Source organism: Ensifer sp. Root127, from assembly GCF_001425225.1.
Lineage (GTDB): Bacteria > Pseudomonadota > Alphaproteobacteria > Rhizobiales > Rhizobiaceae > Ensifer > Ensifer canadensis.
This window is the reverse complement of the sequence record NZ_LMDX01000011.1, coordinates 247,564-261,788: the sequence shown is the minus strand read 5'-3', so window position 1 is coordinate 261,788 and position 14,225 is coordinate 247,564. Positions and strand designations below refer to the sequence as shown.

Here is a 14,225-nt window from a genome sequence, read left to right as displayed (position 1 = left end):
ATGGGCAACGCCCGTCGTTTCGGGCGTGCCATTATCGGCTTCACCCACGGTGCCTATCTGCTTGTAAACACATAGGCACCGCGACGTCTCGGTCGATCAGATATCGAGATTATCCGCGAACACGGCGCGTTCCTGGATGAACCGGAAGCGTGCGTCGGCCTTGGTGCCCATCAGGCTGTCGACGGCTTCGCGCGTGCCTTCGAAATCGACGTCGTCGATTTGGACCTTGAGCAGCGTGCGGAACTTCGGATCCATTGTCGTTTCCTTGAGCTGCGCCGGCAGCATCTCGCCGAGACCTTTGAACCGGCCGACTTCGACCTTGCCGCGGCCGTTGAATTCGGTGCGCATCAGCTCTTCGCGATGGGCGTCGTCGCGGGCATAGAGCGTCTTCGAGCCCTGGCTCAGGCGGTAGAGCGGGGGTACGGCGAGATAGAGGTGGCCGCCGCGGATGAGCTCCGGCATCTCCTGGTAGAAGAAGGTGATCAGCAGCGAGGCGATGTGCGCGCCGTCGACGTCGGCGTCGGTCATGACGACGATGCGTTCGTAGCGCAGGTCCTCTTCCCGGTATTTGCTGCGAGTACCGCAGCCGAGCGCCTGGATCAGGTCGCCGATCTGCTGGTTGGCGCCCTGCTTTTCCCGACCGGCGCTGGCGACGTTGAGGATCTTGCCGCGAAGCGGCAGGATGGCCTGGTTCGCGCGGTTACGCGCCTGCTTGGCCGAGCCGCCAGCCGAATCCCCTTCGACGATGAAAAGTTCCGCACCTTCGGCTGTGTTCTGCGAGCAGTCGGCAAGCTTGCCGGGCAGGCGCAGCTTGCGCACCGCGGTCTTGCGGTTGACTTCCTTTTCCTTGCGGCGGCGGACGCGCTCGTCGGCGCGCTCGATCACCCATTCAAGCAGTTTTGCCGCCTCGGCCGGGTTGTCGGCAAGATAATGATCGAAAGGATCGCGCAGGGCGTTTTCGACGATGCGCTGTGCTTCGACGGTTGCCAGCTTGTCCTTCGTCTGGCCGACGAATTCCGGCTCGCGAATGAAGACCGAGAGCATGCCAGCGGCTGAAATCATCACGTCATCGGTGGTGATAATGGCGGCGCGCTTGTTCTGCGTCAGCTCGGCGTAATTCTTCAGACCCTTTGTGAGCGCGATGCGGAAACCTGCCTCGTGCGTCCCGCCTTCAGGCGTCGGAATGGTGTTGCAATAGGAATGGACTTGCTGGTCGCCACCATACCAGGTGACGGCCCATTCGAGCGATCCGTGGCCGTTCGACTTCTCGGACTTGCCGGCAAAGATCTCGCGGGTAACCGTGAACTCCTTTCCGAGCGTTGCGGCAAGATAGTCCTTCAGGCCGCCGGGGAAGTGGAACACCGCCCGGTCCGGTATCTCGGAGCCTTCCGGCAGCAGCGACGGATCACACGACCAGCGGATTTCGACGCCGCCGAAGAGATAGGCCTTCGAGCGTGCCATGCGGAACAGGCGCGCCGGCTCGAAGCGGGCATGCGGTCCGAAAATCTGCGGATCGGGATGAAACCGAACCCGCGTTCCGCGTCGGTTGTGGACGTCACCTAGCTCCTCCAGGCCACCCTGCGGCACGCCGCGCGAAAAGCGCTGGCGATAGAGCTTGCGATTTCTGGCAACCTCGACTTCGAGATCGTCCGACAGCGCGTTGACGACGGAGACGCCGACGCCGTGCAGACCGCCGGAAGTTTCATAGGCCTTGCCGTCGAACTTGCCGCCGGCATGCAGAACCGTCATGACGACTTCGAGCGTCGATTTGCCCGGGAATTTGGGATGGTTTTCGACCGGAATGCCGCGGCCGTTGTCGGTTACCGACAGATAGCCGTCGGCGTCGAGATGGACTTCGATGAAGTTGGCGTGCCCCGCCACCGCTTCGTCCATCGAGTTGTCGATGACTTCGGCGAAGAGATGGTGCAACGCCTTTTCATCGGTGCCGCCGATATACATGCCCGGACGCCGACGGACAGGCTCCAGCCCCTCCAGCACCTCGATCGCCGAAGCATCATAGTCGCCGCTGTCGCTGCCTTTGGGAGCAGGGCGCGGTTCTTCACGCGGAGCCGGCGCCGTTCGCGCAACAGGCGCGGCGTCTGCCACGACGGGCTTCGGTTGTTCGGGTATTGCGGAGAAGAGGTCGCTGTTGTCGTCCATGGGGCGTCTAGATCATTCCTGTCGTGCGGAGGTGCTGAAGGCCATAGCAAGACCTCGGTCTTGTCGCCATCCCCAGTCATTCGAATCACCCGAATTCTGCCAGACTCTTGCCGATTGTGCGAACAAAAGGAGAATGGCCGCGCCGGATGCCTGCAAAATAAAGCCTCTGCGTCGGCGTTTGTTACCAACTGTTGCTTTGCTGTCGGGCCGATGGCAAGGCTTTGCCGCGAACCAGGGAGCCCTTCGTTGTCCGTGTCCACAGCTGATTTTTGCTTTCGCCGGCTTGCCGCCATTTTTCTGTCCGTCGGCCTTTTTGCAAGCTCGATCGTTTGCGCCGAGGCGCAGGTGCTTAAGCCCTACAAGGACGATCTGTTTTCATACGGCAAGGTGCTGGAGGAGAGCGAGGGCGGTGACTACCGCGTCGTCGACTATCAGGAACTGCGCGATATCAATGAACGCGACGAAATTCCGGAGCGGCGCGTCAAACGCGCCTTCGTCTCGTTGGGTGTCAAAGGCGAGCAGGTCAACGAGACGCTCGATGTTGGCGGGCGCTCGCTCGACGTGACGCGCGTCGGTCGGGAGCGCGGCGCAGCATTCACCGTGATTTTCATCCATGGACGCGGGGGAGACCGGCGCCTCGGCGCCAATGATTTCTCCTTCGGCGGCAACTTCAATCGCCTGAAGAACCTCGCTGTCGCCAATGGGGGCGTTTATTACGCGCCGAGCGTGCGGTCCTTCGATGCGGCCGGGGCCGCGGACGTTGCAGGCCTGGTCAAACTTGCCGCCGAGCGCTCCGGCGGGAGACCTGTCGTGCTGGCCTGTGCCTCCATGGGCAGTTTCATTTGCTGGGGTGTGTCTCGTGACGCGGGCGCTGTGGCAGCGCTTGGCGGCATGATGATCATGGGCGGCGCTGCCGATCCTGATTTTACCAAGAGCGCCGCCTACAAGGCGAAATTGCCGATGTTCTTCAGCCATGGCAGCCGAGATAGTGTCTATCCGGCAGCGAGCCAGAAGGCGCTGTACAGCGCGTTGAAAGGGCAGGGCTATCCGGCCCGCTTCGTGCTCTTTGAGACCGGATCGCATGGAACGCCGGTCCGTATGACCGATTGGCGCGACGCCTTGAACTGGATCGGCAGCCGCTGACGGACATCGCTCGCGGCTCGGCATTTGTTAACCAGAACGGCAATTTCCGGGTGTAGGCGCGCTGCTTATTTCCACCTTTGAAAGTGATCGGCGCGATTATCCCCGGCAGATATTGCTGGGGTAGATTTCATGAATGCGCATATCGAAACACGGCAAATTCCGTTGTGTGTCGACTTGGATGGCACCTTACTGGCTGCCGACACACTGTGGGAAGGTGCTGCGATCATCGTTTTGCGCAATCCGCTGATGCTCTTCCCGATGCTCATGTGGCTATCGCAGGGCAAGGCGCGTCTGAAACATGAGGTTGCCTTGCGCTCCGGACGAATGGCGGCGGACTGGCCGTATCGCCAGGCCGTCCTTGCTCGATTGGCCGCCGAAAAGGCCCAAGGACGCGACATCGTGCTGGTTACCGGTGCTGCACCTTCCGTCGCGCGAGAGGTCGAAGCGCATATCGGGCTCTTTTCTTCGATCATGCATTCGTCGGAGGCACTCAATCTGACCAGCAGCCGAAAGCGTGATGCGTTGGTGGAACGGTTCGGCGAAGGTGGCTTCGACTATATGGGCAACAGCCGCGACGACATCGCGGTCTTCGAGGCGTCGCGCCGGGCAATCGTCGTGGCACCCGATGCGGCGGCTGAGAAATGGCGTCGTAGTCACGATGCCGAGAAACTCGACACCGGCAAAGTGAGCATGCTTGCGCCGCTGAAGTCGATCCGCGTCCATCAGTGGGCGAAGAACGTGCTGATCGGCGTGCCGATGATCCTCAATCATGAGGTGCTGCATCTGGATGCGCTGGTGAGTGTTGCCATCGCATTCTTTGCGTTCAGCTTCCTGGCCTCCGCCGTCTACGTCATCAACGACCTCTCCGATCTGGCGAACGACCGGCGCCACGCGAAGAAGCGCAACCGGCCGCTTGCCAGCGGCCAGATGTCGGTGCCGACGGCATTGGTGCTGGTCGTCTGCCTGACCCTGGCCTCGGTTTCGCTGACCTTTCTCCTTCCGTGGAAGTTTGCTGGCGTGCTGGCGTTTTATGCCTGTGCTACGACGGCCTACACCTTTGTGCTCAAGCGCAAGCTTCTCGTCGACGTGTTCACGCTTGCCGGCCTCTACACGACCCGTATCGTTGCCGGTGCGGCGGCGACCGGAACGGAACTTTCCTTCTGGCTGGTGTCGTTCGCGATCTTCTTTTTCCTCAGCCTGGCTCTGGTGAAGCGCTACGTCGAACTGCATGAATTCGACAACAAGGACGGCGGTGCCGTTCCCGGGCGCGGCTATCTCGCGGTCGATTTCGAGATGGTCGGGCAGGCAGGCGTGGCCTCAGCCTTCACTTCCGCTCTGGTGCTTGCGCTTTACGTGCACAGCAAGGAACTGCAGGAAATGTACACGACGCCGTGGGCATTGTGGCCGCTTTGCCCGCTGGTGCTTTATATGCTCCTTCGGATCTGGATGCTGGCGCGCCGTGGCATGCTGCACGAGGATCCGGTGGTCTTCATCATGCGCGATTGGCGCAGCCAGCTGACCATGCTGATCGGGGCGTTACTTATTCTTTTCGGAGCCGTCGGGCCGCAATGAACACACAAGACTACGAAAGTTGGGGCCGGCTCGACCGTCGGCCACGACAGGGCATTTCACCCGACGACTACGAAGATCGCATCGGCAATATCGAGCCCGATGCCTTCCTGCCGTTCGGCAACGGCCGCAGCTACGGCGACAGCTGCCATAACGATCGCGGCATGCTGATCGACAACCGTCGACACGCGCGCATAATCGCCTTCGATCCGGGCACAGGGATGATGACCTGCGAAGCCGGCGTTACCCTTGGCGACGTTTTGGCCCGCGCCATTCCGCACCGCTTCTTTCTTCCCGTGACACCAGGTACGGCTTTTGTCACCGTTGGCGGCGCGCTTGCCAACGATGTCCACGGCAAGAACCACCATGCCCGCGGTACCTTCGGCAATCATGTGACTGGCTTTACGCTCCTGCGTTCCAATGGCGAGCACCTGGCCTGCACTCCGGCGGAGAACCAGGAGCTGTTTTCCGCCACGATCGGCGGAATGGGGCTCACCGGCTTGATCCTGACCGTCAGTCTTCGCCTCACCAAGGTGCCGTCGCCGCATGTGCAGCAGCACGCGATCCGCTTCGATAATCTCGACGAATACTTTGGTCTCGTCGATCGCGTCGACGAAGAACACGAATACTCAGTCGCCTGGATCGACCAGCTTGCAACGGGACGGCGTATGGGCCGTGGGGTTCTGCTGGCCGGCGACCATGCCGATGGCTCTTGCGAGCTTCCCGATATGCCGAAAGGCATGAAGCTCTCGGTGCCGTTTTCGCCACCGTTCAACCTGCTCAATTCAGCGACGCTCAAGGCCTTCAACGAATACTATTTCCGCAAGCAGAAACCGGGCGAGGCCGTGTCGACGGTGCCGTGGACTTCCTATTTCTATCCGCTCGACGCCATCGGCGCGTGGAACAGGCTGTACGGCCCCAAAGGTCTGTATCAGCACCAGAGCGTCTATCCCGCCGAGAATGCGCGGGAGATCACCGCGACGCTGATGGAGACCGCGCGCCGTGCCGGACACGCATCGTTCCTGACCGTCTTGAAGCGCTTCGGGGACGTCGCCTCCCGCGGGCTCCTATCGTTTCCGCGGCCTGGTTTTACTTTGACGCTCGACTTCGCCAATCAAGGTGAACGGACGGTTAAGCTGCTGGACAGGCTGGATGCAATCGTTGTCGAAGCCGGGGGCGCGATCAATCCTTACAAGGATGCGCGTATGAGCCCGCAAGTCTTTGAAAAATCTTTCACTTCCTGGAGGGAGCTTGAGGCTTTGCGCGATCCAGCGCTGACGTCGAACTTCTGGCGCCGCACGGCGCTGGCTTTGCCAAAGTGAGAATGCCGACAATTTTATTAAATTAAACACGCGAACTTCACTGAATATGCGTCTCTCGCGTGTAGGTACTTCCCCGGGACTGGGGGTAAAACTATGAAATATATTCCATTCATTCTCTTCACTGTGCTGACCAATGCGGCGGCACAGTTGATGCTGAAACAGGGCATGATGTCACTCGGGCCGATCTCGATGACGGCAGAGACGGCGATTGTTCGCCTGTTCCAGATCGTTTTCAATCCATGGGTCTTCGCGGGTCTCGCGACCTTTGTCATCTCGATGGCATCGCATCTCTATGTGCTGTCGAAGGTAGAGCTTTCCTTCGCCTATCCGTTCCTGAGCCTGGCCTATGTGGCGGTTGCGATCTTCGCCTACTTCGTCTTCCGCGAGGACCTCAATGCCTGGCGCATCGCCGGCATCGCGCTCATCTGCGTTGGAACGGTTCTGATCGCCCAGTCGGGCATGTCATCCCATGGCGACGAAAAGTCGATCGATACGGCTGGTGCAAGAACAGCAGATTTCGGGAGCAAGTCATGAAGCATATTATCTTTGGTGGCGACGGTTTCGTCGGCCGGCATCTGGCGCAGCGCCTCGTTCAGGATGGCGAGGAGGTCGTGGTCGCCGATATCGTCAAGTCCGATCTGCCGCACTACAACCGTGCCCGCTTCGTCCATTGCGATGTGACGCAGATGAGCGATGTGCTGAAGGTCGGTATCGGCCCTGACGACATGGTCTACAACATGGCGGCCAAGATGCTGTCACCGTTGCAGATCCGTTCGAAGCGCTGGGATTTCTTCTGGCCGGTCAACTACTACGGTGCCGAGAACATCATGAAGGCCATGGGCGCAGCCAATGCGTCGCGTCTCGTTCAGTTCACCACGGACATGATCTACGGCCACACGGTGCAGTCGCCGCAGACCGAGGACCATCCGGCAAAGCCGCTCGGCGAATACGGAAAATCGAAGTGGGCAACGGAGCAACTTGCCGCTCAATGGCGCAAGCAGGGCATGAACATCTCGATCTTCCGCCCACGCCTGATCATCGGACCCGGCCGCCTCGGTATCCTCGAAAAACTGTTCAAGCTGATCGACATGAACCTGCCGGTGCCGATGATCGGTTCGGGCAGGGTACCGTACCAGTTCATCTCGGTGTTCGACTGCGCCGAAGCGGCGCGGCTCGCCTGGAAGGGTGGCGTGCCCAACGAGGCCTACAACCTCGGCTCGGATAGTCCTCCTTCGGTGCGTGAGCTTCTCGGCAACCTGATCAAGCACGCCGATTCAAAGTCCTTCCTGCTGCCGACGCCTGGCTTCGCAGTGAAGCAGACACTGGCGCTGTTCGATCTGATCAACAAGCCGATCATGGATCCGGAGCAGTACCTGATTGCCGACGAACTTTGCGTCCGTGAAACGGGCAAGCTGAAGCATCAGCTCGGCTGGCGGCCGGAGTTCAACGATGGCGACATGCTGATTGCCGCCTATGACGAGTATCGGGCCAAGAAATCCGGCGCTGCCATGCAAAACGCCGCAGCCGTACCGGCCGAGTGAGGGGAATGACAATGCTGGATAGACCGAACCGCACAGGCGTCTCGGCGCCGTCGATCGAAGGCGGGGTCGCAAGGCCAAATCTGATCACGGTCGAGCAGGCGAAAGCCATGTCGATCGGGGACATCACGACCGCCTTCAAGGACCATCTCAACCCTGGTCAGCTTCACTTCATGAAGCTGCTCGGCTTTCACAAGGTGAAGATCGAAAGCGCCGAGGGCATGTACTACACCGATCAGAACGGTCGGAAGATTCTCGACTTCTTCGGCGGCTTCGGTTCGCTGGCCTTCGGCCACAACCATCCGCGTATTCTCGAAGCACGCCAGAAGTTCCAGGACGAGAAGCGCCACGAAATTGCGATCGCCTTCATGTCGCAATATGCATCGGCGCTCGCCAAGAACATTGCCGCCTGCTCGCCTGCTGATCTCGACATGGTCTTCCTCGGTTCCTCCGGTTCCGAGGCGATGGAGGCAGCCGTCAAGCTCGCCGAGCGCGCCGCCGGCCCGAAGCGTCCGAAGGTCGTCTACGCGGAAAATTCCTTCCATGGGAAAACCAAGGGCGTGCTTGCCATTACCGACGGCCAGCTTTACCGCGCCGAGTTTAGGGTTGCCGACAACACGGTCCGCGTTCCCTTCGCCGATATCCAAGCCGTCGAGAACGCCTTCAAGTCCGATCCCGAAATCGGCGTGATCGTGCTCGAGACGATCCAGGGCGGCGGTGGCATCATCCAGGCGCCGGCCGAGTACTGGCAGCAGCTGCGTGCGCTCTGCGATCGCTATGGCGTCCTGTGGGTCGCTGATGAAGTGCAGTGCGGTTATGGCCGTTCGGGTCGCTTCTATGCTTTCGAGCATTATGGCGTCATTCCTGACGTCACCGCGCTCGCCAAGTCGCTCGGTGCCGGCAAGGCGGCGGTTGGCGCAATGATCGCCCGCCGCGACGTCTACATGAAGGCTTATGGCACATCGAAGACGGCGATGATCCACGCCATGGCGACCTTCGGTGGCATGGGCGAAGCCTGCGTCACCGCGATCGAGGGCATCAATGTGCTCTACGACGATCATCTGATCGATCGCGCCGCTGACAGCGGCGACTATCTGCTTGAACGCCTGCAGGCGCTGAAGGAAAAATATCCGAAGATCATCAAGGACGTACGCGGCAAGGGACTGATGGTTGGCCTGGAGTTCCAGGATTTCAGCCAGACGTTGCCGATGGTTCTGCGTCCGGTCGTTTCCGTGTTGGATGACAAGCTGAAGGGCTCGCTCTCTGGCTTCATCGGTGCGTTGCTTCTGCGCGACTACGACGTGCTGGTTGCCTTTACCGAATACAATCGCAATGTCATCCGGCTCGAGCCGCCGCTGATCTGCGAGCGCGCGCACGTCGACCAGTTCATCGCGGCACTGGATGAGCTTCTTGGCCGCGGCATCGTGCATATCGTCAAGGATTTCCTCGGTAGCCAGATCGGCGGCTGAGCGGAAACCCAAAAATACCTCGAAGGGCAGGAGCTTAGTGCTTCTGCCCTTTTATGTTCATGTCGAATTCGACGACATTGGAATAGATCGGCGTGCCGACGTCCATGCCGTAGGGTGAGCGAAAGATGCTGCCGCGGATTATGAAGGAGATCGACCGGCTGTTCCAGTCCATCAGCTTGACGGAGAACCGTTCCTTCCGCGCTTTGCCGCGCGCCGTCAACGTGCCTTCGACGGCGGCCGTGTCCGGGCCGGTCTGCTTGACGCTGGTCGAGCGGAAGGTGACGGTGCGATAGGTCGCGCTGTCGAAGACCGCACTCGACTTCAGGAAATCTTCGACGCGGCTTTCTCCCGTCTCGACACTTTCCGGGTAGAGGGTGAACTCGACCGACGAACGGGCGATGTTATTGCCATCGATACGGAAATTGCCGGAGAACTTGCCGAAGTCGCCGATGATGCCGCCGCCACCGACTTGCGCAACGGAGAAATGCACACGTGACGCACCGGTGATGCCGTAGCTGCCGGCAGCGTCCGAGAGTTGCGGCGCACTGGCACTTGTGGCGCTTGGTCCGAACGTCGTGGCAAGCACGACGCCAAGTGCCAATGCTGTTGGCGTTGCCTTCGATTGCTGCTTGATCATGGTTCACTTCCTCTTGGCAATGACCTGACTGCCCTTGGTCTTTTCGACCTCGCCGCGCCGCAGCAGTCGCGTCGGCAGCATGCGAACCAGAACTTCGTCGCGGCGCACCATGTGATGGTAGAGCGCGGCCATCGCGTGGAGCGCGACAAGAGCCAGCGTCGCGTAGGCGAGGATTGCGTGGGTCGACGTCCAGAAGCTCTCGGCTGCTTCCGATTTCGCCATCGGCAGATGCGAGATGACGAACCAGTCGAAATAGAAGCTTGGAATGTTCAGCGTCGAGGTCGACGCAACCGCCCAACCGGCAAGGGGCACGGCTATGGTCAGGCCGATCAGGATTGCATGCGTGGTCCGGGCCGCGCGTCGTTCGAGCACGGAAAGGCCTGAAGGCGCCTGTGGTTGCCTATCGAGCACATGCCAGACGGCGCGTAGCGCGGCGAGGGCAAGCACGGTGAAGCCGAAGGATTTGTGCCATTGGTAGAGCGAGAACTGCAGGGCTGGATCCAGGGATAGCCTGCGCATGACAAAGCCGAGTGCCAGTAGGCCAAGGATCGACATGGCGATCAGCCAATGGAGGATGATCGTCACCCAGCCGAATGTAGACTTGCTGTTTTGCAGCATGGCACGCTCCTGCGGCATTCGGACGAAATATTCGCCTTCGTCACCCGGATAAGACCCGTTGGCCCCATCTTTTATTCTCCGACGATACCGTAAATTCGCAGGCCGATCCTGTTGATACAGTCGAAAGATATCTCATCTGCTCCGCGCAGGGCAGTCGACGGGCTGGTCTGATGGTTGCAGATCCAACGTATTGCGGAACATGAGACATGACGCAGAATAGCGCGACGACCGAGATGATCCCACTTGAAAACGTGGTGTTGAAACATGCCAACGCCGGCATCGCGCTGGGGGCGGAGCATCGGTTCGCAGAATCGCTCGAGCAATGCGGCGCAACTGGCGGACGCGAACTTCGAGGGGGAAGACCTCTATTATTGGGTCAAAGGCGGTTACGGTGCCGCGCTCCACGATGTCAGGCTTCACCGCGAGAGCATCGCTGTTTCGAAACTCGTTCGCGAATGGACGCTTTCACTGCGCCAGCCGCTCGGGTCGATGACCATCGCCCGCTCCTATCTGGCGCTCGGTGAGGCTGAGCATGCCTATCCCCATATCCAGGACGTCCAACGGCTGACGGGGGACGAGGTGTTCGACCTGTTCGACCGACAGCACGTGGCTGATATCCGCAAGGCACTTGCGGCAAAGGCGTAATACCAACCTGCGCTGATATTGACCGATTGCGCCGGAGCGATTTTGGTTTCCGGCAAGGAGATAACCGCAGCCGGACCGCGTGGTCCGGTGAGGATTGTCAACGCCATCAAGGGGCAAAAGTGCCCGGCCCTTCGGGCGGGCCGTCTGTCGCCCACTGGCAGCGTCGCAATCCTCGACCGATGCCAAGGCATCGCTCTCAGGTCCGCTCCTCGCCGGATGACCGCACACGGTCCCACGCAATAGGTCAATATCAGCGCAGGTTTGGTATAGGTCAGGATGCCCCGGTTATCTCCTGAAACGAGATGCCGAGATCGTCCGCGACGGCCTGCATCATCAGGCGGCGCACGGTTGTCGGCGATAGCAGCGGCATAGGCAGCACTGCCATGCTGGAAAGGCCAATTCCGAGACCGAGGATCCGCCAGGAGATCGTTTCTGCGAGCACGCCTGCACGGAATTCATCCGCCGCGACACCGTCCGCAATGATGCCGCAAAGCAGACGATGCCAGCCGGAAACGGCCCGGGCGTAAGCGCCGGCCAATTCTGGGTCGGCCTGGGCTGCCCGCCATGCCTCCGCCCAGAACCGCATACCGCTTTCCCGTGTATCGTCCGTGTGGTCACTGACGAAGAGCTTGAGCGCTGCCGTCGCACTGAGTGCAGGGCGCATCTCCACGAACTCGGCACGGGCCGCAGCCTCGTAATGCAGGAAGGCCGCACACTTGAGGTCGCTTGCCGTTTTGAAGTGATGGTGGATGATGCCGTTGGCCGCTCCCATTTCGGCTGCAACCCGACGTGTCGTCATCCCGTCGAAGCCGTCCTTCAGCATGACGGCGATGGCCGCCGCAATGATCGCCTCGCGCCGGGCGAGGCGGGTCATGTACACCATATTCAGTCTCCGGTTGTATGCGATTGACATAGCGCAGATTTGATCATATGTCCAATTTGAGCGTTGGCTCAAATCGTTGGCGGACGATCTAAAACCGCGGCCGGCCTTTTTGGCTTGGTCCTCGTTTTCATCCATTTGATTTTCAGGAGTCGCTTATGAGCGAACATGCATTGCCGTCTGATGCAGAAATTACCTTCCGCCGTATCTCCGCGCTTACCGTTTGCGAGGTCTGCGAGCTCAGCGAAACGCTGAGCGAAGGACAGCGCAATATGGTCGCCGACAACGGCACCTCGATTGCGGAAGCGCATTTCTCCGAGAATGCCTGGTTCCGCGCGATCTACGCCGAGGAGACGCTCGTCGGTTTCATCATGCTGCACCAGGGATCGGATTGGGACGACGGCATCGATTGCCCGGGCGTCTACCTCTGGCGCTTCATGATAGCCCGTCCATTTCAGGGCAAGGGCATCGGCAAGAAGGCGATCGAACTCGTCGTGCGCGACCTCAAGGCGCGTGGCATCCGCGAGCTCTACACCAGCTGCGGACTGGGTGAGGCGAGCCCAGAAGGTTTCTACAAGGGGTTGGGCTTTGTTCTGACAGGCGATAGCTACGGCGAAGAGCCGGAGGCCGTGCTCAAGTTTGCGGCCTGAAAGAGGCATCACTGGCGGCGCTCGGCGGGTTGCCGCTCAGAATATCTTATGAGAGAGACATGCAAAACGACCAACACGAGGCCAATCGGCTCTCAGAAACGGTGATCCGGCCTTACCGCGCGGAAGATCGTGACCGGCTGGTGGCCATCTGGCTGTCCGCCTCGCGCATCGGGCATCCCTTTCTCGGCGAAGAGCGGCTGGTCACCCAGCTGCAGATCGTCCGCGACACGTACCTGCCGATGGCCGACAATTGGGTCGCAGAGGTCGGTGGGCATCCGGCGGGCTTCATCGGGCTGATCGACAATTTTGTCGGCGGGTTGTTCGTCGATCCCGAAGTCCATGGCGCCGGCATCGGCCGCGGACTGATCGAACACGCCGCGACGCGGCTCGGTCATCTCGACGTCAGCGTCTACGCCGACAACGCGAGCGCGGTCGAATTCTATCACCGTCGCGGCTTTGTCGTCACGGGCCGACAGGAGAGGGATGATGAAGGATTGCCTTTTGCGGTGATCCACATGGCTCGCACCGTCGCCCGCATATAGATCCTTAATTCGGAATCGATCCAAGGACGATATTATTCAGCAGGTTGAAAGCGTTACAGCATCCTTTGCGCGTCATACTTAACGCGCGGCGCTGCAATGCGAGAGACCACCGGCCGGGCCGATCGTTTTGGTCCTTCCGGAATATTCAGCGACGGATGCTTTCCTTTGCCGGCTGCATTTGCTAGGCCGCTTGCCGAGAAAATGACCTGACCCGGAGGAAATTTCATGACGCCTGACATCCGCCCGCTCGTCGCCGGAAACTGGAAGATGAACGGAACGCGCGCATCGTTCGATCAGATCAAGGCGATGGCCGAAGGGGTCAAGGGCGATCTGTCGAGCAAGGTCGAGACGCTGATCTGCCCGCCCGCGACGTTACTCTATGTTGCGACCGCGCTTTGCGACGATAGCCCGCTGATGATCGGCGCCCAGGATTGCCATCAGAAGCAGTCCGGCGCACATACCGGCGAAGTTTCTGCCGAAATGATCGCCGATTGCTTCGGCACCCATGTGATCGTCGGCCATTCCGAGCGACGCACCGACCATGCCGAGCATGACGGGTTGGTGCGCGCCAAGACGGACGCCGCCCACGCCGCCGAACTGGTCGCCATCGTCTGCATTGGCGAAACCGGTGACGAGCGACAGGTGGGCAAGACGCTCGACGTGCTCAAGCGTCAGCTTGCCGAAAGCCTGCCCGACAGCGCCACGGCGGAAAACACTGTCATTGCCTATGAGCCGGTCTGGGCGATCGGTACGGGTCTGACGCCGACGACTGCCGACGTCGAAGAGGCGCATGCCTTCATGCGCCAGGAACTGGTGTCGCGGTTCGGTGGTGCCGGCGGCAAGATGCGCATTCTCTACGGCGGTTCGGTCAAGCCGTCCAATGCCCGCGAATTGATGGGCGTTGCCAACGTCGATGGCGCGCTGATCGGTGGTGCGAGCTTGAAAGCCGAAGACTTCCTCGCCATCTACCGGGCTTATGAAGATTTGACGGCCTGATTGTCCGGCACAGGCCGGGCAGGGGGTTGGAATAGCGGACGGCTTGGTATAAAGAA

The 14,225-nt window shown here is 60.4% G+C and carries 14 protein-coding genes; 10 read left to right on the top strand and 4 right to left on the bottom strand.

The genetic code is table 11. The annotated features are described in order from the left end of the window. Positions 1–96: 96 nt before the first annotated feature. Positions 97–2,160 (bottom strand): DNA topoisomerase IV subunit B, encoded by a 2,064-nt coding sequence (parE, locus tag ASD03_RS14300; protein WP_025426740.1) that lies wholly within the window; start codon positions 2,158–2,160, stop codon positions 97–99. Positions 2,161–2,370: 210 nt separating this feature from the next. On the opposite strand from parE, the gene ASD03_RS14295 reads away from it, so the two are divergent. The 6 genes from ASD03_RS14295 to ASD03_RS14270 all read left to right on the top strand — a co-directional run bounded on the left by ASD03_RS14295 (position 2,371) and on the right by ASD03_RS14270 (position 9,201). Beyond that, the gene (locus ASD03_RS14295; RefSeq protein ID WP_051509160.1) at positions 2,371–3,303 is read left to right on the top strand and encodes a phospholipase; all 933 of its coding nucleotides are present in this window, start codon (positions 2,371–2,373) and stop codon (positions 3,301–3,303) included. A gap of 129 nt (positions 3,304–3,432) precedes the next feature. Beyond that, positions 3,433–4,875, top strand: a complete 1,443-nt coding sequence (locus ASD03_RS14290) for a UbiA family prenyltransferase (RefSeq protein ID WP_025426742.1) — start codon at positions 3,433–3,435, stop codon at positions 4,873–4,875. Next, entirely contained in the window at positions 4,872–6,194 is a 1,323-nt protein-coding gene (locus ASD03_RS14285; protein ID WP_025426743.1) for an FAD-binding oxidoreductase, read from the top strand. The genes ASD03_RS14290 and ASD03_RS14285 overlap by 4 nt, the downstream gene beginning before the upstream one ends. Positions 6,195–6,287: 93 nt before the next feature. Beyond that, a complete protein-coding gene (locus ASD03_RS14280; RefSeq protein ID WP_025426744.1) occupies positions 6,288–6,728 on the top strand; it encodes a transporter in 441 nt (146 codons plus the stop codon). Continuing rightward, positions 6,725–7,735: an NAD(P)-dependent oxidoreductase gene (locus ASD03_RS14275; RefSeq protein ID WP_025426745.1), complete on the top strand. Its 1,011-nt coding sequence runs from the start codon at positions 6,725–6,727 to the stop codon at positions 7,733–7,735. Before ASD03_RS14280 ends, ASD03_RS14275 begins: the two co-directional genes overlap by 4 nt. A gap of 5 nt (positions 7,736–7,740) precedes the next feature. After that, positions 7,741–9,201: an aspartate aminotransferase family protein gene (locus ASD03_RS14270; RefSeq protein WP_025426746.1), complete on the top strand. Its 1,461-nt coding sequence runs from the start codon at positions 7,741–7,743 to the stop codon at positions 9,199–9,201. Positions 9,202–9,235: 34 nt separating this feature from the next. On the opposite strand, the gene ASD03_RS14265 is transcribed toward ASD03_RS14270, so the two are convergent. Together ASD03_RS14265 and ASD03_RS14260 are read right to left on the bottom strand one after the other, a co-directional pair. Next, positions 9,236–9,838 (bottom strand): YceI family protein, encoded by a 603-nt coding sequence (locus ASD03_RS14265; RefSeq protein ID WP_025426747.1) that lies wholly within the window; start codon positions 9,836–9,838, stop codon positions 9,236–9,238. Between the two features lie 3 nt (positions 9,839–9,841). After that, entirely contained in the window at positions 9,842–10,456 is a 615-nt protein-coding gene (locus tag ASD03_RS14260) for a cytochrome b (protein WP_025426748.1), read from the bottom strand. A gap of 264 nt (positions 10,457–10,720) precedes the next feature. Between ASD03_RS14260 and ASD03_RS14255 the strand changes: the two genes are divergently transcribed. Next, positions 10,721–11,101: a hypothetical protein gene (locus ASD03_RS14255; protein ID WP_025426749.1), complete on the top strand. Its 381-nt coding sequence runs from the start codon at positions 10,721–10,723 to the stop codon at positions 11,099–11,101. A 271-nt stretch (positions 11,102–11,372) separates the two neighbouring features. Here the strand turns inward: ASD03_RS14255 and ASD03_RS14250 are convergent, their stop codons facing one another. Then, on the bottom strand, positions 11,373–11,984 hold the full coding sequence (locus tag ASD03_RS14250; RefSeq protein WP_025426750.1) for a TetR family transcriptional regulator C-terminal domain-containing protein: 612 nt from the start codon (positions 11,982–11,984) through the stop codon (positions 11,373–11,375). A gap of 155 nt (positions 11,985–12,139) precedes the next feature. Between ASD03_RS14250 and ASD03_RS14245 the strand changes: the two genes are divergently transcribed. The 3 genes from ASD03_RS14245 to tpiA all read left to right on the top strand — a co-directional run bounded on the left by ASD03_RS14245 (position 12,140) and on the right by tpiA (position 14,169). Further along, positions 12,140–12,631: a GNAT family N-acetyltransferase gene (locus ASD03_RS14245; protein ID WP_057214222.1), complete on the top strand. Its 492-nt coding sequence runs from the start codon at positions 12,140–12,142 to the stop codon at positions 12,629–12,631. Positions 12,632–12,690: 59 nt separating this feature from the next. Then, on the top strand, positions 12,691–13,173 hold the full coding sequence (locus tag ASD03_RS14240) for a GNAT family N-acetyltransferase (RefSeq protein ID WP_025426752.1): 483 nt from the start codon (positions 12,691–12,693) through the stop codon (positions 13,171–13,173). Positions 13,174–13,398: 225 nt separating this feature from the next. Next, a complete protein-coding gene (tpiA, locus tag ASD03_RS14235) occupies positions 13,399–14,169 on the top strand; it encodes a triose-phosphate isomerase (protein WP_025426753.1) in 771 nt (256 codons plus the stop codon). Positions 14,170–14,225 lie beyond the last annotated feature (56 nt).